This window comes from Sphingomonas fucosidasi (assembly GCF_036663855.1).
GTDB lineage: Bacteria > Pseudomonadota > Alphaproteobacteria > Sphingomonadales > Sphingomonadaceae > Sphingomonas > Sphingomonas faeni_B.
The window spans coordinates 68,467-85,893 of the sequence record NZ_JAXOJR010000010.1 but is presented as its reverse complement, the minus strand read 5'-3'; the positions used below and the strand labels follow the sequence as shown (position 1 = coordinate 85,893).

Below are 17,427 nucleotides of genomic sequence, written 5' to 3'. Positions count from 1 at the left end.
AATACTCAAACTGTCAGCTTATCATTGGGAATGTCAGCTAATCATTGTCTCTTAACAGATTGAACCTGCTCGCGGTGTCCCGTTATTCGACGGTCACGCTCTTCGCCAGGTTCCGCGGCTGGTCGACGTCCGTGCCCTTCAGTACCGCGACGTGATACGCCAGCAACTGCACCGGCACCGCATAGACCAACGGCGCGATCAGTGGGTGGACCTTCGGCATGGTAATCGTCGCCATGCAGCCTTCGCCGGCCGCCTGGATACCGTCGTAGTCCGAGATCAGCACGACCTTGCCGCCGCGCGCCATGACTTCCTGCATGTTGCTGACGGTCTTGTCGAACAGCGGACCGGAGGGCGCGATGACGATGACGGGGACATGCTCGTCGATCAGCGCGATCGGGCCGTGTTTCATCTCACCGGCGGCATAGCCCTCGGCGTGAATATAGCTGATTTCCTTCAGCTTCAGCGCACCTTCGAGCGCCAGCGGGTAATCCGTTCCGCGCCCGAGATACAGCACGTCGCGGGCGCCGGCGATGTTATGCGCCATCGCTTCGATCGCTTCGTCATACGCAAGTGCGCCGTTGAGCGCCGCCGGCGCCTCGGCGAGGTGGCGGACGATCTCGCGCTCCTGATCCTTCGCCAGCAATCCCTTCGCGCGTGCCAGATTGGCGGCCAGCGCGGCGAGTACGGCAAGCTGACAGGTGAACGCCTTGGTCGAGGCCACGCCGATTTCCGGTCCGGCATGCGTCGGCAGCAGCAGGTCCGCCTCACGCGCCATGGAGCTGGTCGGGACATTGACCACGACCGCGATCTTCTGTCCCTCGGCCTTGGCATGGCGTAGCGCGGCCAGCGTGTCCGCAGTCTCGCCCGACTGCGAGATGAAGAGTGCGAGGCCGCCCTCTTCCATCACTGGCGCACGGTAGCGGAACTCGGACGCGACATCGAGGTCGACGGGGACGCGCGCGAACTGCTCGAACCAGTATTTCGCGACCATGCCCGCGTAGAAGCTGGTGCCGCAGGCGACGATCGTCACGCGCTTGATGCTCGACAGGTCGAACTCCGGGATCGGCAGCGAGACCTCGCCCTCCATCCGCTTCAGATACGACCGAAGGGTCTGCGCAACCACGATTGGCTGCTCGTAGATCTCCTTGAGCATGTAATGCTTGTGGTTGCCCTTCGAGATCAGGTCGCCAGTCACGCCCGAGATCGTGATCGCACGCTCGACGGGCGCGTTGTCGCGATCGTAGACCTGTGCGCCGTCGCGGGTCAGCACGACCCAGTCGCCCTCGTCGAGATAGGCGATCCGCTGTGTCAGCGGCGCCAGCGCGAGTGCGTCCGAGCCGAGGTACATTTCGCCCTCGCCGTGCCCGACGACCAGCGGCGAACCGAGCCGCGCGCCGATCAGCAGATCCGGATGCTGGCGGAACAGGATCGCCAGCGCGAACGCACCGTGCAGCCGCGGCAGGATCTCTCGTACGGCGGACACCGGGTCCATCCCTGCCTCGATCCTCTCGCTGACCAGATGCGCGACGACTTCGGTGTCGGTCTCGCTGGTGAACGTGCGCCCGCGCGCGATCAGCTCGTCGCGCAGGGGCTTGAAGTTCTCGATGATACCGTTGTGGACCACCGCGACCTCGCCGGTGGCGTGTGGGTGCGCGTTGTTGGTGGTCGGGCCGCCGTGCGTCGCCCAGCGGGTATGGGCGATCCCGGTCTTGCCCGGCAGCGGATGCGCGGCGAGTTCGTTCGCGAGGTTGACGAGCTTTCCCGACGCACGCCGCCGCTCGATCGCGCCATCATGATCGGTGGCGATGCCAGCCGAGTCATACCCGCGATATTCGAGCCGCTTCAGGCCGTCGAGCAACCGGCCCGCGACGTCTTCGCCGCTCAGAATTCCAACGATACCACACATAACGCCTGTCCGTTCTCGTTCAGTCGACCGAGAGGAGCTGTTCGCCCCGCTCGATGACAACATGGGTCTGATAATAATATTTGCCGGTCGGGCGGCCGTCGTAGGTGAAGTTGATCCGTACCCGGCGGGCTTCGCCATCGACATGGATCGTCCGCCCCTGCAACGCGGTGTCGACGGGGGTACCGAGCCGGCTTTCGAGCTGCGCCTGAGCGATCGGCCGAACCTCGAGCGAGAGGTTGCGCGGGTCGCGATAGTCGCTTTCCGAATTGAGATAAAGGCTCGATCCCTGTCGTCCCGACGCACGCACCGTCATGACGAAGACGCCCGGATACGCACCGGGGGCCAGCGCCGCCGCCCGCTCGATCGCGACCATCGGCACTACCGCATCGCGCGAGATCTGGGGCGTGGCGCAACCAGCCAACGCTGCGAGTACCGCCAGTGCAACGATCCTCATGCCCGCTTCCTGGCAAGCATTCTCTCACGGAAACGCGCCGCCCAGCCGGGTTTGGCGATCTGTTCGGGACGGACCAGCGCGAGCGCGTCGGCCTCGACATCGGCGGTCACCACCGAGCCGGCCGCGACGATCGCACCGGCGCCGATATTCACGGGCGCGACCAGTGCCGAGTTCGAGCCTATGAATGCGCCTTCGCCGACGACAGTGCGGTATTTGAAATAGCCGTCGTAATTGCAGGTGATCGTGCCCGCGCCGATGTTGGCGCCGGCCCCGATGTCCGCATCCCCGATATAGGTGAGGTGGCTGACCTTCGCGCCTTCGCCGATCACGGCCTTCTTCACCTCGACGAAATTGCCGACCTTGGCATTGGCGTGCAGGTCCGCGCCGGGGCGCAGCCGTGCGAACGGCCCGACGGTTGCGCCCTTGCCGATCGTCGCGCCCTCGACATGGCTGAAGGCATGGATCGTCGCGCCGTCCGCGACGTGCACGCCGGCGCCGAACACGACGTTCGGCTCGACCACCACGTCGCGTCCCAGCACCGTGTCGTGGGCGAACCAGACCGTGTCGGGCGCGATCAGCGTGACGCCGTCGGCCATCGCCTGCGCGCGGCGCATCGCCTGCCACGCCGCTTCGACGCCCGCGAGCTCGCCACGACTATTGACGCCGGCCACCTCGTCCGCGCCGGTCTCGATCACCGCCGACGATCGGCCTGCAGCACCCGCGAGCCCGACGATGTCGGTAAGGTAATATTCGCCTGCCGCATTGTCGTTGCCGAGCCGGTCGAGCAGTGCGAACAGGTCAGCGGACCGCACCGCCATCAGCCCGGAGTTGCACAGCGTCACCGCGCGCTCCGCCTCCGACGCGTCCTTATACTCGACGATCCGGTCCATCCGGCCCGCAGCGTCGGCGATGACGCGGCCATAGGCACCTGGATTTGCGGGACGAAAGCCGAGCACGACGACGGCGGGCGAATCGTCGCCGCGCAGGCGGGCGATCATCCGCTGCATCGTCGCGGCGGTGACCAGCGGCACGTCGCCGTAGAGGATCAGCACGTCGCCCTCGAACCCGGCCAACGCCGCACGCGCTTGCGCGACCGCATGCCCGGTGCCGAGTTGCTCGGCCTGGAGCGCGGTGGCGATGCCGAGCGGCGCGACCGCCGCCTCGACCTGTTCGCGCCCTGCACCGGTCACCACGACCGTCTTCGCCGGGCGCAACGCAGCGGTGCTGGCGACGAGGTGCAACAGCATCGGCCGCCCCGCGATCGGGTGGAGCACCTTGTGCAGATCCGATTTCATTCGCGTGCCCTTGCCCGCGGCAAGGATCACGACCGCAACGGAATGGCCGGAAATCGGTTGGTCGGAAGAATGCGTCGTCATAGGATTTCCGCTGCCACGAAAGCCTTGCCAATTCTATACCGTGGCTGGCAGGCCCTGCCGCAATGACGCATTTTTTATTTGAAACCGTGGGTTTCGACCTCGACGGGACGTTGCTCGACACCAGTGGCGACCTCGCGGCGGCGGTCAACCATGCGCTGACGTCGGCCGGTCGGTCGCCGCTGACCGTCGAGCAGGTCAAGCCGATGATCGGCGGTGGTGCGCGGCATATGCTGAAGCAAGGCCTGACCGCGACCGGCGGGTATGAAGAGGCCATGCTGGACGAACTCCACGCCACGCTGCTCGCCTATTACGAAGCGAATATCTGCGTGCTGACCACGCCGTATCCGGGGGTGATCGACGCGCTGGACGCGCTGGCAGCGCGCGGTGTGACGCTTGGCATCGTCACCAACAAGATCGAGCGGTTCGCGCGGACCGTGCTGGCCGCGTTGAACCTGACCGACCGGTTCGCATGCATTCTGGGTGGCGATACGATGGCGGAATCGAAGCCGTCGCCGATGCCGATCCACGAGATGATACGGCAGTGCGGCGGGGGACGTGCTGCGTTCGTCGGCGATTCGATCTTCGACATCCAGGCGGGGCAGGCGGCGGGCGTTCCGACGATCGCATGCAGCTTCGGCTTCCTGATGCAGCCCGTCGGGGAATTGGGCGCGGATGCGGTGATCGACAATTTCGGCGAATTGATCCCGACGCTCGAAAGGGTCGGCGCATGAACCGGACCGTCCTTACGCGGGTCGCGCTGGTGCTGGCCGTGGTATTCGCCGTGACGATGGCGCTGCTGCCGAAGCCGCCGCATGTGCCGATCGATCAGTTCGGCGACAAGTTCGAGCATATGCTCGCGTTCGCGACGTTGGCGCTGCTGGCCGCGCTGTCCTATCCGACCGCGCGGCTGTTCCGGATCGGCGAGCGACTCTCGTTCCTCGGCGCGCTGATCGAGGTGCTGCAGTCGATCCCGTCGCTCCACCGCGATTGCGACATCCGCGACTGGATCGCCGATACGGTGGCGATAACGATCGTTTTGCTGATCGTCTGGATCGTCCGGCGCGGTCGGGGCGCGCGACTGCCCTAGGACTTGCGCCACTTCGTCCAGAGGTGCCGTGCGAGCATCGCCGGCGGCATCCGCAGCCAGTGCGAGCGGACGTAGAATGCCAGCCGCGTGACCGGCCGGATCGGCCTGCCCCAGCCATCGCGCGCGGTGATACGGCGGATGTAGAGACGATCGGTGCCGCTTGCCTTGCGGTCGCCGAACAGCGTGTCGACCAGGCGTAGCGACCGGGCCATTTCGCGCGACAGACCGTGTCGCTGCGCCTCGGCATCGAGCCCGTCGGTACCGAACTCGTCGATCAGGCAGCGGATATCCCACAGGTTGCGGAGGCCGCCGGCAAGGTCGCCGTCGGCGAACAGGTGGGCCGCCGCATGGACCAGCATGCCGTTGGGGGAGAGCGTTCGCAGGCCGCTCTCGAGCGCCACGCTGTCGTCGATCAACGCCCCCGCATCGGGCGTGACCCGGGTGGTCAGCGGCAGGATCGTATGATGGACATCGATCATCCGGTCGCGCTCGCGGTGGATCAACGGCGGGAGTTCGTGCATCCAGCGCCGGTAATAGGCGTCGTCATACGGGTCCGGCTTCACCCACTCCCAGCCCGCCGCGAGCAATGCCGCCTCGACCGCGTCGATCGCTGCGCGCGGCACCAATATGTCCAGATCGCCGATCGACCGCCCCTGCCCCGCCGACAGTCCCGCCGCGACGAACGCGGTGCCCTTGAGCAGCACGGGCTGACATCCGATCGCGGCCAATGCCCGCCGCGCCATCTCCGCCTCCCACAACGCCGCGCGGCGGCCGTGCTCCGCGGCGGCGCGCGCATCCGCGAGGATCGCTTTCGCCGCATCCGGCATCGGCAAGCCGTCGATGCGCAGGGCAAGCGTACCGATCAACTGCTCCGCCCGCGCCATGGCCAGCAACGCCGTCCAACCGGCGGCATCGAGCCCGACCACGCTGCCCGGATCGGCGAGCGCGCGCGCGAGTAGCCGAGCATCGTTCACAGCGCCGACCATAACGCCTCGACCTGGTCGATCGCACTTGCCCCATCCGGATAGTCGACCGCGACCGAGGGGACGTCCGCGATCAGCCCCGTCAGCGCGTGAAACCCGGCCTCGCCTAGCGCCACGTAATTGGTCGAAGCCTGCGTCATCCGCACGAACGCTTCGGCGGGCGGCACCGGTCGCGTCTCCGCTTCGAACCCATAGCGCGGAAACAGCAGCAGCGCGGGCGTGGCTGGCATATCCATCAGCGCGATCGCCCGCGCATCGGGCACCATGTGGCGAATGTCGCCCTTCGGCGTTGCCGGAAGCAGCGGCCCCATCCGCGCATCCGGCCATGCCGCCTCGGCCGCGGCAATGGCGTCGTTCTTCAGGCTGATCAACCGTGGAAAGGCGTGGATCAGCCCGGTCGCGGGATCGAGCAACGCGAACTCGTCGCCCATGAACCGCCAGCCCTTCGCCGCGAGCAAGGTCGCCAGCGTCGACTTGCCCGCCCCGGAAATCCCGGTCATCAACAGCGCCCGTCCATCGCGCTCGACCGCGGACGCATGCAGCAACAGATAGCGCCGCGCGCCGAGCGCCATTTGCAGGTTCATCGCCATCTCGGCGGCGAGCAGCCCTTGCCGCAACGGCAAAGGCGCCGCCTCGGGCAGCATATAGTCGCCGCCGATCTCCACGGAGGGACGGATAAACCGCCGCCATGGCCGTCGTGCGAACAGCCGCACGGTGAAGTCGGGTATGCCGTCATGCGGCTGGGGGTAATCGCGGTAGAGGGTCTCGAGCGCGGCAATCGGCGCGCGCCAGTCGGAGCCGATGCGAAAGCCGACCGGGCCGATGCGAACGGAGAAAGCGTACTTCATGCGCGCTCGACGAGCCCCGCATCGACCAGTTCGTCGAGCCGAGCCGCCAGCGCTTCGCCGGTGCCCTCATCGAGATCATAGTCCCGGCCGAGCCGCGCCAGCAACGCATCCAACGACGATGCTCCCTCTCCCAGCACCGCCAGAATCTGCGGTGCGGGTTCGGCCAGCAGGTGGGTTATCCCCGATGCGCGGTGATAGGCTGCGGTGAACGCGTCGAGCGGAGCGATCAGCAGGCTGCCGTCGGGCGCCGCTCGAAAGATCGGCTCGGGCACGGCCTCAGCCGCGCGGCATTTGCAACGATGCGAAGCAGGTGAAGCCGCCCTGGCCGCGCTGCAACCGGCGGATGTATTTGACATAGGCACGACTGCGCTCGGATTCGGTGCCGGGCAACGTGCTGCCGTTCGCCATGGCGCGCTTGACGTCCTCGCCCTTGAACGGACGTGATGACGGCGGAAATGCACCCCGGGTCCGCGCCGGCACGACCTTGCCATCCGCATCGATATAGCTGCCCGCCCGACCTGGATCGGGGACCGGAATCTCGCAGTTCAATACCGAGCCGGCGGTCTGGGCTAGCGCAGGACGGATCGAGACGACCGCCCCCGCCGTCACCGCACCCAGAGCCAGCACGCGTCGACGCGTCGGTACACCCGCATCGGCGCCTACGCTTGCATCGGGGTCCTTGTCAGGCAGCCCCTGGGTTAGTCGCGTGTCGTCCATGATGCCCCTACTAGACGACAGCCCTTTCACAATCCTGAAGCGCTGACAATATCGCCGCATCAAAGCTTGCGGGAGCGTACCGGAGTAGGACGATCCGGCAGGCTGGCCCGGTATCCGATTACGTATCGCGCCGGTAGCGCCGAGCATCCTCATTCACGACGGCATACCGGTTTGCGGCGCGCCGCTGTATGGCGCAGGGGGTGGGCGCCGATTCCGTCCCAGGAGACCGCAATGCTTTCCGGATTTGGCCTGCGTACGTTTTGGGCGATCGTCGTCGTCGTCGTCGCGGCGGTGGCGGTGTTCGTTATCACGCGCGACGTGCAGGGCGCGATCGTCGCGCTGGTCGGCGGGATTGCGGCGGCGCTGGTCGCGGCGGGAACCGGCGACGAGACCCCTGCCCCGACCGATACGACCACCGCGACATCCTCCATGCTCGACGATGTGCTCGATGCGATCGTCGCTCCCGTCATGCTGGTCCAGGACGGGCGGGTCACGCTCGCCAACCGCGCCGCACGGACGTTGCTCGGCACGCATATCCTCGGCGAGGACGCCCGCGTCGCGATCCGCCATCCCGCGGCCGCCGAGCGACTCGGCACGCCGGGACCGATCGATGGCGAGCGGCCGATCGAGCTGGTCGGGCTCGGCACGCGCGACCAGCGCTGGGAGATGCGGCTCGGCGAGGCGTCGGACGGCCAGCGGATCGTCCACCTCGTCGACCAGACCGGCAATTACGCCGCCGAGCGGATGCGGATCGATTTCGTCGCCAACGCCAGCCACGAACTGCGCACGCCGCTCGCCTCGATCCTCGGCTTCATCGAGACGCTGCGCGAGGAGGCGGGCGAGGATGCCGAGGTCCGCGCGCGCTTCCTGAAGGTGATGGACGACGAGGCGCGGCGGATGCAGCGGCTGGTCGAGGATCTGATCTCGCTGAGCCGGATCGAGGCGGAGAAGTTCCGCCTGCCCGACAGTGCGGTCGATCTGGCCCAATTGGTGGCGGACGTCTGTGCGGAGGTGGCCGATGCGGCGGGCGACCGCGGCCTCGATCTGGTCGCGACGCTCGACCCGCGGCTTGCGCCCGTATCCGGCGACCGCGCGCAATTATCGCAGATGCTGCACAACCTGATCGGCAACGCGATGAAATACGGTCGCGCGGGCACGCCGGTGTCGATCGACCTGAAGCGCGACGATCTGAACATGATCCGCCTGTCGATCCGCGACGAGGGAGACGGGATCGCCGCGGTGCACATCCCGCGGTTGACCGAGCGATTCTATCGCGCCGATGCGGGCCGCAGCCGCTCGCTCGGCGGCACCGGGCTCGGGCTCGCGATCGTCAAGCATATCGTCGAGCGCCATCGCGGACGGCTCGACATCGCCAGCCAGGTCGGCGTCGGCACGACGGTTTCGGTCCTTCTGCCGCCGAGCGGATTCGCGTCACAAGGCGGTGTCATAAAAGGGTAACTCAACTGTCACACAGGATCGTCTTAGCGCCGCTATGGGCGGTGGATGACGGGAATTCGGGTGCAGCGGCTTGCTCTTACAGGACTGATGGTGGTGGCGTCGGGCGCGCTGGCGGCGTGCGTCGATCAGGCGAACGGCGGCGGTGCCGGCTCACGCGACCAGATCACCGCGGTCGGATCGTCGACAGTCTACCCGTTCACGACGATGATCGCCGAACAGCTCGTCGCCAACGATCCCGATGCGAAGGCACCGGTGATCGAATCGACCGGCACCGGCGCCGGGATGAAGCTGTTCTGCGCCGGGATCGGCGCGGCGCATCCCGATATCGAGGATGCCTCGCGACGGATGAAGGCGAGCGAATACAAGAGCTGCGTCGAGAACGGCGTCCGCGACATCCTCGAAATCCAGGTCGGGATCGACGGTATCGCCTTTGCCGAGGCGAAGAACGGCCCCAAGATGCAATTGACGCCGACCGATCTCTATAAGGCGCTGGCGGCAAATCCGGGCGGTAAGACCAACACCGCGCGTGTCTGGCGCGACGTGAACCCGGCACTGCCCGCGGTGCCGATCCAGGTCTACGGCCCGCCGGCGACCAGCGGGACGCGCGATGCGCTCGCCGAGCTGATCCTGACCAAGGGTTGCGAGGAGAGCGATCCTTCGGCCAAGCCGCTCGCGAAGTCGGATCCGGATGCGCACAAGGCGCTCTGCACGCGGGTTCGCGAGGACGGCGTGTATGTCGATGCGGGCGAGAACGACAATCTGATCGTCCAGAAGCTCCAGTCGAATCCGAACGCGATCGGCGTGTTCGGCTACAGCTATCTCGAAGAGAATAAAGACGACGTGAACGGCGTGTCGATCTCGGGCGTCGCGCCGACCTATGCGTCGATCGCGGACAATGCGTATCCAGGGTCCCGGCCGTTGTATATCTATGTGAAGAAGGCGCATCTGACCGCGATCCCGGGCCTGCGGAACCTGCTGAAACTGTACGCTGCAAACTGGGGCGTGACGGGGCCGCTGGTAAAGCGCGGACTGATCGCGGCACCGGCAGCCGTGCAGGCGCGCTCGGCGGCGATCATCGCGAACGAGACGGTGCTGGATCCGGCGGTGTTGTCGTGATGCGCTTTTCGTCCAACCGCACGCCCGTCCTGGTTCCCCCGCGAACGCGGGGACCCAGGAGCCAAGCTCGATATCGGAACTTAGCCGGCCCCCCGCGTCCGCGGGGAAACCGGCGTTTGGCGATGCGGGCTGAGCATTTCACCACCACCCCGGCGAAGGCCGGGGCCCAATTGGGCAACGCCCCGTTGGCTGATGCCACGCGCCATTACCTCGACCTTGCCAATTGGGCCCCGGCCTCCGCCGGGGTGGTACTTATGGACGGGCGAGAACTATAATGTCCGCCATCGCGCTCCTCTTCCTCGTCGCCGGCCTCGGCCTCATCGGCTGGCTCACCGCACGCGTCCGCGCCACCCGCTTCCGCGCGGGCAGCACCGCACGGTTCAGTTCGCTCCCCGCGCATCACGGCTGGTACGTCGCGCTGTGGACTGCGATCCCGCCGCTCGTCTTCCTCGTAATCTGGTCGGTGACGTCGCCCGCGCTCGTCACCGATGCGGTCCTCGCAACGCCGGCGGCGATCCAGCTTCCCCCACCCGGCTTCGACCGCGCCTCGATCCTGTCCGAAGCGCGCAGCCTGGCCGAAGGGCAGAGCTTCGGAGCCTTCCACGGCCTCGCGCAAACGCTCGCGCCCTCCTACGCCGCGGCGCAATCACGCTACGACTGGATCGCCACCGCACTCGCGCTGCTGCTCGCCTTCGCCGGCGGCGCGTTCGCGTTCACTCGCGTCAAACCCGGGTTCGGCGCGCGGACGCAGATCGAGCGGGTCGTCATGCTCGCGCTGCTCGGCGCGTCGCTGATCGCGATCCTGACCACGGTCGGCATCGTCGCGTCGCTGCTGTACGAATCGGTGCGGTTCTTTTCGGTCGTGCCGATCACCGACTTCCTGTTCGGCACGCATTGGAGCCCGCAGGTGATCGACGCGCGCGATCCGGGCGCGTCGCTCGGCGCGGTGCCGCTGTTCTGGGGGACGTTCTTCATCGGCGCGGTAATCGCGATGATCGTCGCGATTCCGTTCGGGCTGATGAGCGCGATCTACCTCACCCAATATGCAAAGCCGACCACGCGCAAGTGGATGAAGCCGATCCTCGAGATGCTCGCGGGCGTGCCGACCGTCGTCTACGGCTATTTCGCCGCGCTGACCGTCGCGCCGGCAGTGCGCGATCTCGCCGTGTCGATCGGGATCAGTTGGGCGTCGTCCGAGAGCGCGCTCGCCGCGGGGCTCGTGATGGGCATCATGATCATCCCGTTCGTCTCGTCGATGGCGGACGATTCGATCGCCGCGGTCCCCTCGTCGATGCGCGACGGCAGCCTCGCGATGGGCGCGACCTCGTCCGAGACGATCCGCCGCGTGCTGCTGCCGGCCGCCCTGCCCGGTGTCGTCGGCGGCGTGCTGCTGGCCGTGTCGCGCGCGATCGGCGAGACGATGATCGTCGTCATGGCCGCAAGCGGAGTCGCGACGCTGACGCTCAACCCGTTCGCCAGCACCACCACCGTCACCAAGCAGATCGTCGACCTGCTGACCGGCGAGGCGGAGTTCGACAGCCCCAAGACGCTCGCCGCGTTCGCTCTGGGCTTGACGCTGTTCGTCGTCACGCTGCTCCTCAACATCGTCGCGCTCCGCGTCGTCAAACGGTACCGCGAAGCCTATGACTGACACGCTCGTTCCCTCATTGCCGACCAGCGGCGCGGAGCCGGTGCGTCGCGTGCCGACCGACTGGACGACGCAGGCGATGCAGTCGCGCATCCGCCGCCGTTACGCGTCCGAGCGTCGCTTCCGCTTCGCCGGGCTCGCCGCGGTGTGGATGTCCGCCGCCTTCCTCGCCTTCCTGCTGGTCTCGATGCTGAGCCAGGGCGCGAGCGGGTTTGTCGAGACGCGCGTTGCGCTGCCGGTCGATCTCGCCGCCGCAAAGCTCCCGATCTCGCCGTCGCGCTTGGTCGGACGCGGGGCCGATCTCGCGCTTGCCGGCGCCGGCCTCGAAGGCACGGTCCTCGCCGCCGCCAGTACCGCCTACGGCAAGGACGGTGCGAACCTGTTGTCCGACGGCGCCTGGGCGGTGGTGCGCGACGCGATCAAGGCGGACCCGTCGCTGCTCCAGCGCCGGGCCGTGTTCGAGGTTCCCGTGTCGAGCCCGATCGACGTCGCCGCCAAGGGCGTCGGCACGAACGAAGCCGAAGCGATCTATGCGCGCCTTACCGCACGCGGCGTGCTGTCGCGCGGGTTCAACACCGGCTTTCTGACCTCGGCCGATTCGACCGACGCCACCCGCGTCGGTATCTGGGGCGCGTTCAAGGGATCCTTGCTGACGATGGCGGTCACGCTGCTGCTCGCCTTCCCGATCGGCGTGCTGTCGGCGCTGTATCTCGAGGAATATGCGCCGAAGAACCGCTGGACCGACCTGATCGAGGTGTCGATCAACAACCTCGCCGCGGTCCCCTCGATCATCTTCGGGCTGCTCGGGCTCGCGGTCTTCCTCGGCACGTTCGGGATGCCACGATCCGCGCCGATCGTCGGCGGGCTCACGCTCGCGCTGATGACGATGCCGGTGATCGTGATTGCGGGGCGCAACGCGATCAAGGCCGTCCCGCCGTCGATCCGCGATGCCGCGCTCGGCGTCGGCGCATCGCCGGTGCAGGTCGTGTTCCACCACGTATTGCCGCTTGCGCTGCCCGGCATCCTCACCGGCACGATCATCGGCATGGCACGTGCGCTCGGCGAGACCGCGCCGCTGCTGATGATCGGCATGCGCGCCTTTATCGCCGCGCCGCCGTCGGGCCTGAACGATCCCGCGACCGTGCTGCCCGTCCAGATCTTCCTCTGGTCCGATCAGGTCAGCCGCGGCTTCGTCGAGAAGACGTCGGCGGCGATCATCGTCCTGCTCGTCTTCCTGCTCGCGATGAACGGCGTCGCGATCTACCTCCGTAACCGATTCGAGACACGCTGGTGATGACCAAGAACCTCAAGATGACCGCGCGCAACGTGTCCGTCGCGTACGGCAGCAAGCTGGCGATCGACAACGTCTCGATCGACGTCGACCAGGACGAGGTGGTGGCGTTCATCGGCCCGTCGGGCTGCGGCAAGTCGACCTTCTTGCGCACGCTCAACCGCATGAACGACACCGTCGCCAGCGCCCGCGTCACCGGCGAGATCAAGCTCGATGGTCAGGATATCTATTCGCCCGACATGGACGTGGTGCAGCTCCGTGCCCGCGTCGGTATGGTGTTCCAGAAGCCGAACCCGTTCCCGAAATCGATCTACGAGAACGTCGCCTATGGCCCACGCATTCACGGTCTGGCCGGCGCGAAGGCGGACCTCGACCGGATCGTCGAGAAGTCGCTGCGCCGCGCCGGCTTGTGGGACGAGGTCAAGGATCGCCTCTCGGACAGCGGCACGGCCTTGTCGGGCGGCCAGCAACAGCGGCTCTGCATCGCCCGCGCGATCGCGGTCGATCCCGAGGTCATCCTGATGGACGAGCCGTGCTCGGCACTCGATCCGATCGCGACCGCGAAGATCGAGGAACTGATTCACGAACTGCGCGGCCGCTACGCGATGGTGATCGTCACGCACAACATGCAGCAGGCGGCGCGCGTCAGCCAGAAGACCGCGTTCTTCCACCTCGGCACGCTGGTCGAATACGGCAACACCTCGGACATCTTCACCAATCCCCGCGAAGAGCGGACCAAGGATTACATCACCGGCCGTTACGGCTGAGTCGGGAAACGACCATGAACACGCATACGGTCAAGGCCTTCGACAACGACATCGGCGAGCTCCGCGGGTTGATCTCGCAGATGGGCGGGCTCGCCGAGGACGCGATCGACAAGGCGATGCTGGCGCTGCAACGCAACGACATCGCGCTCGCCGAACAGGTCCGCGCCGCCGACAAGCAGATCGACGTGATCGAGGCGGAGGTCGAGCGCCTCGCGGTCCGGATCATCGCCTTGCGCGCACCGATGGCGGTCGACCTGCGCGAAGTCGTCGCTGCGCTGAAGATCGCCGGCGTCGTCGAGCGGATCGGCGATTACGCCAAGAACATCGCCAAGCGCGTGCCGATGATCGAGAGCGAACACCGGATCGAGCCGATCTCGATTCTGCCCGCGATGGGCCGGATGGCGAGCGAGATGGTCCACGACGTGCTCGACGCATTTGCCGCGCGCGACGCGGAAGAGGCAGTGCGGGTGGTCGAAAGCGACGCCGCGCTCGACGATTTCTACGACAGCATCTTTCGCACGCTCGTCACCTACATGGTCGAGAATCCGAAGACGATCAGCCAGGTCGCGCATCTGCTGTTCGTCGCGAAGAACCTCGAGCGGATCGGCGACCACGCCACCAACGTCGCCGAGATGGTCTATTTCGCCGCGACCGGTACGCAGATGGTCGACCGTGAACGCGGCATCAAGCAGGAGCAGGCATAATGGCACGCGCGAAAATGCTGCTGGTCGAGGACGATGCCGCCCTCGCCGAATTGCTGGTCTGGCATTTCAAGCGCGAGGATTTCGAGATCGCGCATACCCCCGATGGCGAGGAAGCCTTGCTGCTCGCCAAGGAGAAGGTGCCCGACATCGTCCTGCTCGACTGGATGGTCGAGGGGTTGTCGGGGATCGAGGTCTGCCGTCGCCTGCGCCGCGCGCCCGAGACGCAGAACGTGCCGATCATCATGCTCACCGCGCGCGGTGAGGAAGAGGATCGTGTGCGGGGGCTGGAGACCGGCGCCGACGATTACGTGACCAAGCCGTTCTCACCGCGCGAGCTGGTCGCCCGCGTCGGTGCGGTGTTGCGCCGAGTCCGCCCTGCCCTCGCGGGCGAAGCACTCAGCTATGCCGACATCGAGATGGATACCGTCGGCCACAAGGTCCGTCGCTCGGGCGAAGTCGTATCGCTCGGACCGACCGAGTTCCGCCTGTTGAAGCATTTTCTCGAGCATCCCGGCTGGGTGTTCTCGCGCGAACGGCTGCTCGATGCCGTGTGGGGTCACGACAGTGATATCGAAAGCCGCACGGTCGACGTCCACATCCGGCGGCTGCGGAAAGCCATCAACGTCGGCGAACGTCCGGACATCATTCGTACCGTCCGGTCGGCCGGCTATTCGCTCGATACGGGCGGCTAAGGACACTGTCCCGCTCTGGGTCTAGCGGTGGGGCGAATGGAATCGGATGCGAAACGAAGGACCTATGCGCGACTTAGTGCGTTCAGACGTCGCGCTACCAAAATGGTGCACCCATTTAGGAGATTCGTATGAAGACCATTCTTCTCGCCGCCGCCGCTCTTCTCGCGTCGCCCGTGATCGCCCAGACGACCCCGCCGGCCGATCCCGCCGCGCAGACCGCACCGGCCGATCCCGCCATGCAGTCGGCACCTGCAGACCCGGCCGATCCGGCGATGGCAGCCCCTGCCGATCCTGCGATGGCCGATCCCGCGATGGCCGCTCCAGCCGCACCGATGGCAGCACCCGGACCCGCTGGTGGCGTGACGTTCGGTCAGCCGACCGTGACCCCGCCGACGCCGGCACCGGCCGAGTATCCGGTGTGCTCGAAGACGGTCAAGGACGGCTGCCGCAACCGCGGCGGCAAGTAAGCCCTTCGCGCAGGCGGTAGTGATCCTGCCGCTTGCGTAGACGGCTTTACGTTCTAGGAAAGGCGCTCCAATCATAAGAGAGGGGCGCCTTTTTCCATGTCTATCAGCTTTGAAAATCGAGTCGCGATCGTCACCGGCGCAGGCGGCGGTCTCGGTCGCGAATACGCACTCGAACTCGCCCGCCGCGGCGCCAAGGTGGTCGTCAACGATCTCGGCGCGTCGCGCGACGGCACCGGCCATTCGGATGCCGCACTGAAGGTCGTCGAGGAAATCGAGGCGGCCGGCGGCGAGGCGATGTCGAACGGCGGCAGCGTCACCGACTACGACCAGATGGTCGAGATGGTTGCCAGAGCGTCCGAGAAATGGGGCGGCGTCCACATCCTGATCAACAACGCCGGCGTGCTGCGCGACAAGAGCTTCGCCAAGATGGAGCCCGCCGACTTCAAGTTCGTCGTCGACGTCCACCTCAATGGCTCGGCGAACGCCACCAAGGCGGTGTGGGACACGATGCGGGCGCAGAATTACGGCCGGATCCTGATGACCGCGTCGTCGACGGGCCTGTACGGCAATTTCGGCCAGGCGAACTACGGTGCAGCCAAGCTCGGGCTGGCCGGGCTGACCAAGACGCTCGCGATCGAGGGCGCGAAGACCAACATCAAGGTGAACACGATCGCCCCCACCGCGGGCACGCGGATGACGCAGGACATCTTCCCCGAAGAGGCGTTCAAGGCCTTCTCCCCCGACAAGGTGGCGCCAGCGGCCGTGTTCCTCGTGTCCGAAGACGCGCCGACCAACATGATCGTCGGCGCAGGCGCCGGCGTGTTCCAGGCGGCGTTCGTGACGCTGACCCAGGGCAAGCTGCTGACCGGCGACGACCTGTCGGTGGAGGGTGTCGCGGCGAACTGGGACGCGATCATCGATCGTACCGGCGAAATCGTACCGCAGTCGGGTTCCGAACAGTCGATGACCATCCTGGGCAAGCTGCAGGGACGATGACCTCCGCAAGGCGGGGAACGCGCAGTCCTAGCGAGTCCCGACTTCGGTTCGGGGACGTGAATGATCCCGTGCGGTTCACGACTCGCCAAGGGATCGGCCGAACCAGGTCGTCTCGATAGCGGCTATAACACACGGCATTATTCAGCCCGGCATCAAGGTCGGGGCCATTTGGCTCCGTCGTGATAGTGGAGCGACGGCGTTCTTGCTCGTCCGTACGTCGCTCCACCCGTCACGTTTATCTCTACTCAGCCAGTCGTGATGCGGTACGCCCGGCGATCACTGCGGACCGGACCCGCGCAACGGCGCTACGGCATCCTTGCCGAATTTCATGATCATCTCGCCGATCTCCCGGGCCTGGCTCATGCTGCGCTGGCTCTGCTCGCGGAGATATTCGCTCTGGATCTTCATGACCTGCGTCAGATCCTTCGCACTGGCCGCCTCGCGCATCGCGGCAAACGCCTCGCGTGCATTCTGCTCGGCCTGGTCGATCATGGTCTTGCCGATCGTCGCGCCGCCCTCGGCGATCTTGCCGCCCGACTCTTTCATGGCGTCCCCGGCTCGCTTGGCCGGATCGATGATCTTCTCGGAAAAAGTATCGCGCGCTTGCTCTGCACCGGCGCGCATCGTGTCGGCCGCGTCCTTGGCGACACCCGCGGCGCGATCGGTCGCCGCCTTGTTCTTTGCAGCGCCTTCGTCGATCGCGCTTTTGAAGTTCTCGGCCATGCTATCGCTCCTGTGTAAGTGAAGGATAATGATGCGCCTTCAACCGGCGCCGCACAGTTTGGTTGCGCGTTTCCGGTCAACCCCGCCAGCTGGCTGCCGCGTCCGGGCGCCACCGCACTAAACCGGATTGACCGGTATTTTTACAAGTCACGCCCGTTCGCTTGCATGCCCCCCTGTTTATCCCAATAGGGATG

General features: G+C 66.5%; 19 protein-coding genes. 11 read left to right on the top strand and 8 right to left on the bottom strand.

Features of this window, described 5'->3' with window-relative positions; all coding sequences use genetic code 11:
- Nucleotides 1-82: 82 nt before the first annotated feature.
- Genes glmS through glmU form a run of 3 tightly spaced genes read right to left on the bottom strand, consistent with a single transcriptional unit; the run spans nt 83 to nt 3,736 of the window.
- Entirely contained in the window at nt 83-1,906 is a 1,824-nt protein-coding gene (gene glmS / locus U1737_RS16910) for a glutamine--fructose-6-phosphate transaminase (isomerizing) (protein ID WP_332797571.1), read from the bottom strand.
- Nucleotides 1,907-1,925: 19 nt separating this feature from the next.
- Entirely contained in the window at nt 1,926-2,360 is a 435-nt protein-coding gene (locus U1737_RS16905; protein ID WP_332797570.1) for a hypothetical protein, read from the bottom strand.
- A complete protein-coding gene (glmU, locus tag U1737_RS16900) occupies nt 2,357-3,736 on the bottom strand; it encodes a bifunctional UDP-N-acetylglucosamine diphosphorylase/glucosamine-1-phosphate N-acetyltransferase GlmU (RefSeq protein ID WP_332797569.1) in 1,380 nt (459 codons plus the stop codon). The genes U1737_RS16905 and glmU overlap by 4 nt, the downstream gene beginning before the upstream one ends.
- Before the next feature lie 62 nt (nt 3,737-3,798).
- On the opposite strand from glmU, the gene U1737_RS16895 reads away from it, so the two are divergent.
- Entirely contained in the window at nt 3,799-4,467 is a 669-nt protein-coding gene (locus tag U1737_RS16895) for an HAD family hydrolase (protein ID WP_248522870.1), read from the top strand.
- Entirely contained in the window at nt 4,464-4,823 is a 360-nt protein-coding gene (locus U1737_RS16890; protein WP_248522869.1) for a VanZ family protein, read from the top strand. Before U1737_RS16895 ends, U1737_RS16890 begins: the two co-directional genes overlap by 4 nt.
- On the opposite strand, the gene U1737_RS16885 is transcribed toward U1737_RS16890, so the two are convergent.
- The 4 genes from U1737_RS16885 to U1737_RS16870 are packed head-to-tail and all read right to left on the bottom strand — an operon-like array spanning nt 4,820 to nt 7,371.
- Nucleotides 4,820-5,809: a nucleotidyltransferase domain-containing protein gene (locus U1737_RS16885; protein WP_332797568.1), complete on the bottom strand. Its 990-nt coding sequence runs from the start codon at nt 5,807-5,809 to the stop codon at nt 4,820-4,822. The two genes, U1737_RS16890 and U1737_RS16885, sit on opposite strands and share 4 nt — an antisense overlap.
- The gene (locus U1737_RS16880) at nt 5,794-6,654 is read right to left on the bottom strand and encodes an HprK-related kinase A (protein WP_332797567.1); all 861 of its coding nucleotides are present in this window, start codon (nt 6,652-6,654) and stop codon (nt 5,794-5,796) included. The genes U1737_RS16885 and U1737_RS16880 overlap by 16 nt, the downstream gene beginning before the upstream one ends.
- On the bottom strand, nt 6,651-6,926 hold the full coding sequence (locus U1737_RS16875) for an HPr-rel-A system PqqD family peptide chaperone (protein ID WP_332797566.1): 276 nt from the start codon (nt 6,924-6,926) through the stop codon (nt 6,651-6,653). Before U1737_RS16875 ends, U1737_RS16880 begins: the two co-directional genes overlap by 4 nt.
- Nucleotides 6,927-6,930: 4 nt before the next feature.
- Nucleotides 6,931-7,371 (bottom strand): hypothetical protein, encoded by a 441-nt coding sequence (locus tag U1737_RS16870; RefSeq protein ID WP_332797565.1) that lies wholly within the window; start codon nt 7,369-7,371, stop codon nt 6,931-6,933.
- A gap of 231 nt (nt 7,372-7,602) precedes the next feature.
- On the opposite strand from U1737_RS16870, the gene U1737_RS16865 reads away from it, so the two are divergent.
- From U1737_RS16865 to U1737_RS16825, 9 genes are all read left to right on the top strand, one after another.
- The gene (locus U1737_RS16865; protein ID WP_332797564.1) at nt 7,603-8,829 is read left to right on the top strand and encodes an ATP-binding protein; all 1,227 of its coding nucleotides are present in this window, start codon (nt 7,603-7,605) and stop codon (nt 8,827-8,829) included.
- 87 nt (nt 8,830-8,916) lie between these two features.
- Nucleotides 8,917-9,945, top strand: a complete 1,029-nt coding sequence (locus U1737_RS16860; protein WP_443027150.1) for a substrate-binding domain-containing protein — start codon at nt 8,917-8,919, stop codon at nt 9,943-9,945.
- A gap of 274 nt (nt 9,946-10,219) precedes the next feature.
- Nucleotides 10,220-11,596 (top strand): phosphate ABC transporter permease subunit PstC, encoded by a 1,377-nt coding sequence (gene pstC, locus U1737_RS16855; protein ID WP_248522863.1) that lies wholly within the window; start codon nt 10,220-10,222, stop codon nt 11,594-11,596.
- Nucleotides 11,597-11,672: 76 nt separating this feature from the next.
- Nucleotides 11,673-12,887 carry a phosphate ABC transporter permease PstA gene (gene pstA / locus U1737_RS16850; RefSeq protein WP_432715074.1) on the top strand — a complete coding sequence of 405 codons (1,215 nt, stop codon included), beginning with the start codon at nt 11,673-11,675 and terminating at the stop codon, nt 12,885-12,887.
- Entirely contained in the window at nt 12,887-13,651 is a 765-nt protein-coding gene (gene pstB, locus U1737_RS16845; protein ID WP_248522861.1) for a phosphate ABC transporter ATP-binding protein PstB, read from the top strand. Before pstA ends, pstB begins: the two co-directional genes overlap by 1 nt.
- Before the next feature lie 14 nt (nt 13,652-13,665).
- The gene (gene phoU / locus U1737_RS16840; RefSeq protein ID WP_248522860.1) at nt 13,666-14,355 is read left to right on the top strand and encodes a phosphate signaling complex protein PhoU; all 690 of its coding nucleotides are present in this window, start codon (nt 13,666-13,668) and stop codon (nt 14,353-14,355) included.
- On the top strand, nt 14,355-15,047 hold the full coding sequence (gene phoB, locus U1737_RS16835) for a phosphate regulon transcriptional regulator PhoB (protein ID WP_055873047.1): 693 nt from the start codon (nt 14,355-14,357) through the stop codon (nt 15,045-15,047). The genes phoU and phoB overlap by 1 nt, the downstream gene beginning before the upstream one ends.
- A gap of 128 nt (nt 15,048-15,175) precedes the next feature.
- Entirely contained in the window at nt 15,176-15,514 is a 339-nt protein-coding gene (locus U1737_RS16830; protein ID WP_332797562.1) for a hypothetical protein, read from the top strand.
- 96 nt (nt 15,515-15,610) lie between these two features.
- Nucleotides 15,611-16,510, top strand: coding sequence for an SDR family NAD(P)-dependent oxidoreductase (locus U1737_RS16825; protein WP_332797561.1), 900 nt, complete (start codon nt 15,611-15,613; stop codon nt 16,508-16,510).
- 276 nt (nt 16,511-16,786) lie between these two features.
- On the opposite strand, the gene U1737_RS16820 is transcribed toward U1737_RS16825, so the two are convergent.
- On the bottom strand, nt 16,787-17,233 hold the full coding sequence (locus U1737_RS16820; RefSeq protein ID WP_332797560.1) for a phasin family protein: 447 nt from the start codon (nt 17,231-17,233) through the stop codon (nt 16,787-16,789).
- Nucleotides 17,234-17,427 lie beyond the last annotated feature (194 nt).

Bases quoted from the DNA above. Each gene is read 5' to 3' on its own strand.
- glmS (WP_332797571.1), bottom strand. From the start codon at position 1,906: ATGTGTGGTATCGTTGGAATTCTGAGCGGCGAAGACGTCGCGGGCCGG.
- U1737_RS16905 (WP_332797570.1), bottom strand. From the start codon at position 2,360: ATGAGGATCGTTGCACTGGCGGTACTCGCAGCGTTGGCTGGTTGCGCC.
- glmU (WP_332797569.1), bottom strand. From the start codon at position 3,736: ATGACGACGCATTCTTCCGACCAACCGATTTCCGGCCATTCCGTTGCG.
- U1737_RS16895 (WP_248522870.1), top strand. From the start codon at position 3,799: ATGACGCATTTTTTATTTGAAACCGTGGGTTTCGACCTCGACGGGACG.
- U1737_RS16890 (WP_248522869.1), top strand. From the start codon at position 4,464: ATGAACCGGACCGTCCTTACGCGGGTCGCGCTGGTGCTGGCCGTGGTA.
- U1737_RS16885 (WP_332797568.1), bottom strand. From the start codon at position 5,809: ATGGTCGGCGCTGTGAACGATGCTCGGCTACTCGCGCGCGCGCTCGCC.
- U1737_RS16880 (WP_332797567.1), bottom strand. From the start codon at position 6,654: ATGAAGTACGCTTTCTCCGTTCGCATCGGCCCGGTCGGCTTTCGCATC.
- U1737_RS16870 (WP_332797565.1), bottom strand. From the start codon at position 7,371: ATGGACGACACGCGACTAACCCAGGGGCTGCCTGACAAGGACCCCGAT.
- U1737_RS16865 (WP_332797564.1), top strand. From the start codon at position 7,603: ATGCTTTCCGGATTTGGCCTGCGTACGTTTTGGGCGATCGTCGTCGTC.
- U1737_RS16860 (WP_443027150.1), top strand. From the start codon at position 8,917: ATGGTGGTGGCGTCGGGCGCGCTGGCGGCGTGCGTCGATCAGGCGAAC.
- pstC (WP_248522863.1), top strand. From the start codon at position 10,220: ATGTCCGCCATCGCGCTCCTCTTCCTCGTCGCCGGCCTCGGCCTCATC.
- pstA (WP_432715074.1), top strand. From the start codon at position 11,673: ATGCAGTCGCGCATCCGCCGCCGTTACGCGTCCGAGCGTCGCTTCCGC.
- pstB (WP_248522861.1), top strand. From the start codon at position 12,887: ATGACCAAGAACCTCAAGATGACCGCGCGCAACGTGTCCGTCGCGTAC.
- phoU (WP_248522860.1), top strand. From the start codon at position 13,666: ATGAACACGCATACGGTCAAGGCCTTCGACAACGACATCGGCGAGCTC.
- phoB (WP_055873047.1), top strand. From the start codon at position 14,355: ATGGCACGCGCGAAAATGCTGCTGGTCGAGGACGATGCCGCCCTCGCC.
- U1737_RS16830 (WP_332797562.1), top strand. From the start codon at position 15,176: ATGAAGACCATTCTTCTCGCCGCCGCCGCTCTTCTCGCGTCGCCCGTG.
- U1737_RS16825 (WP_332797561.1), top strand. From the start codon at position 15,611: ATGTCTATCAGCTTTGAAAATCGAGTCGCGATCGTCACCGGCGCAGGC.
- U1737_RS16820 (WP_332797560.1), bottom strand. From the start codon at position 17,233: ATGGCCGAGAACTTCAAAAGCGCGATCGACGAAGGCGCTGCAAAGAAC.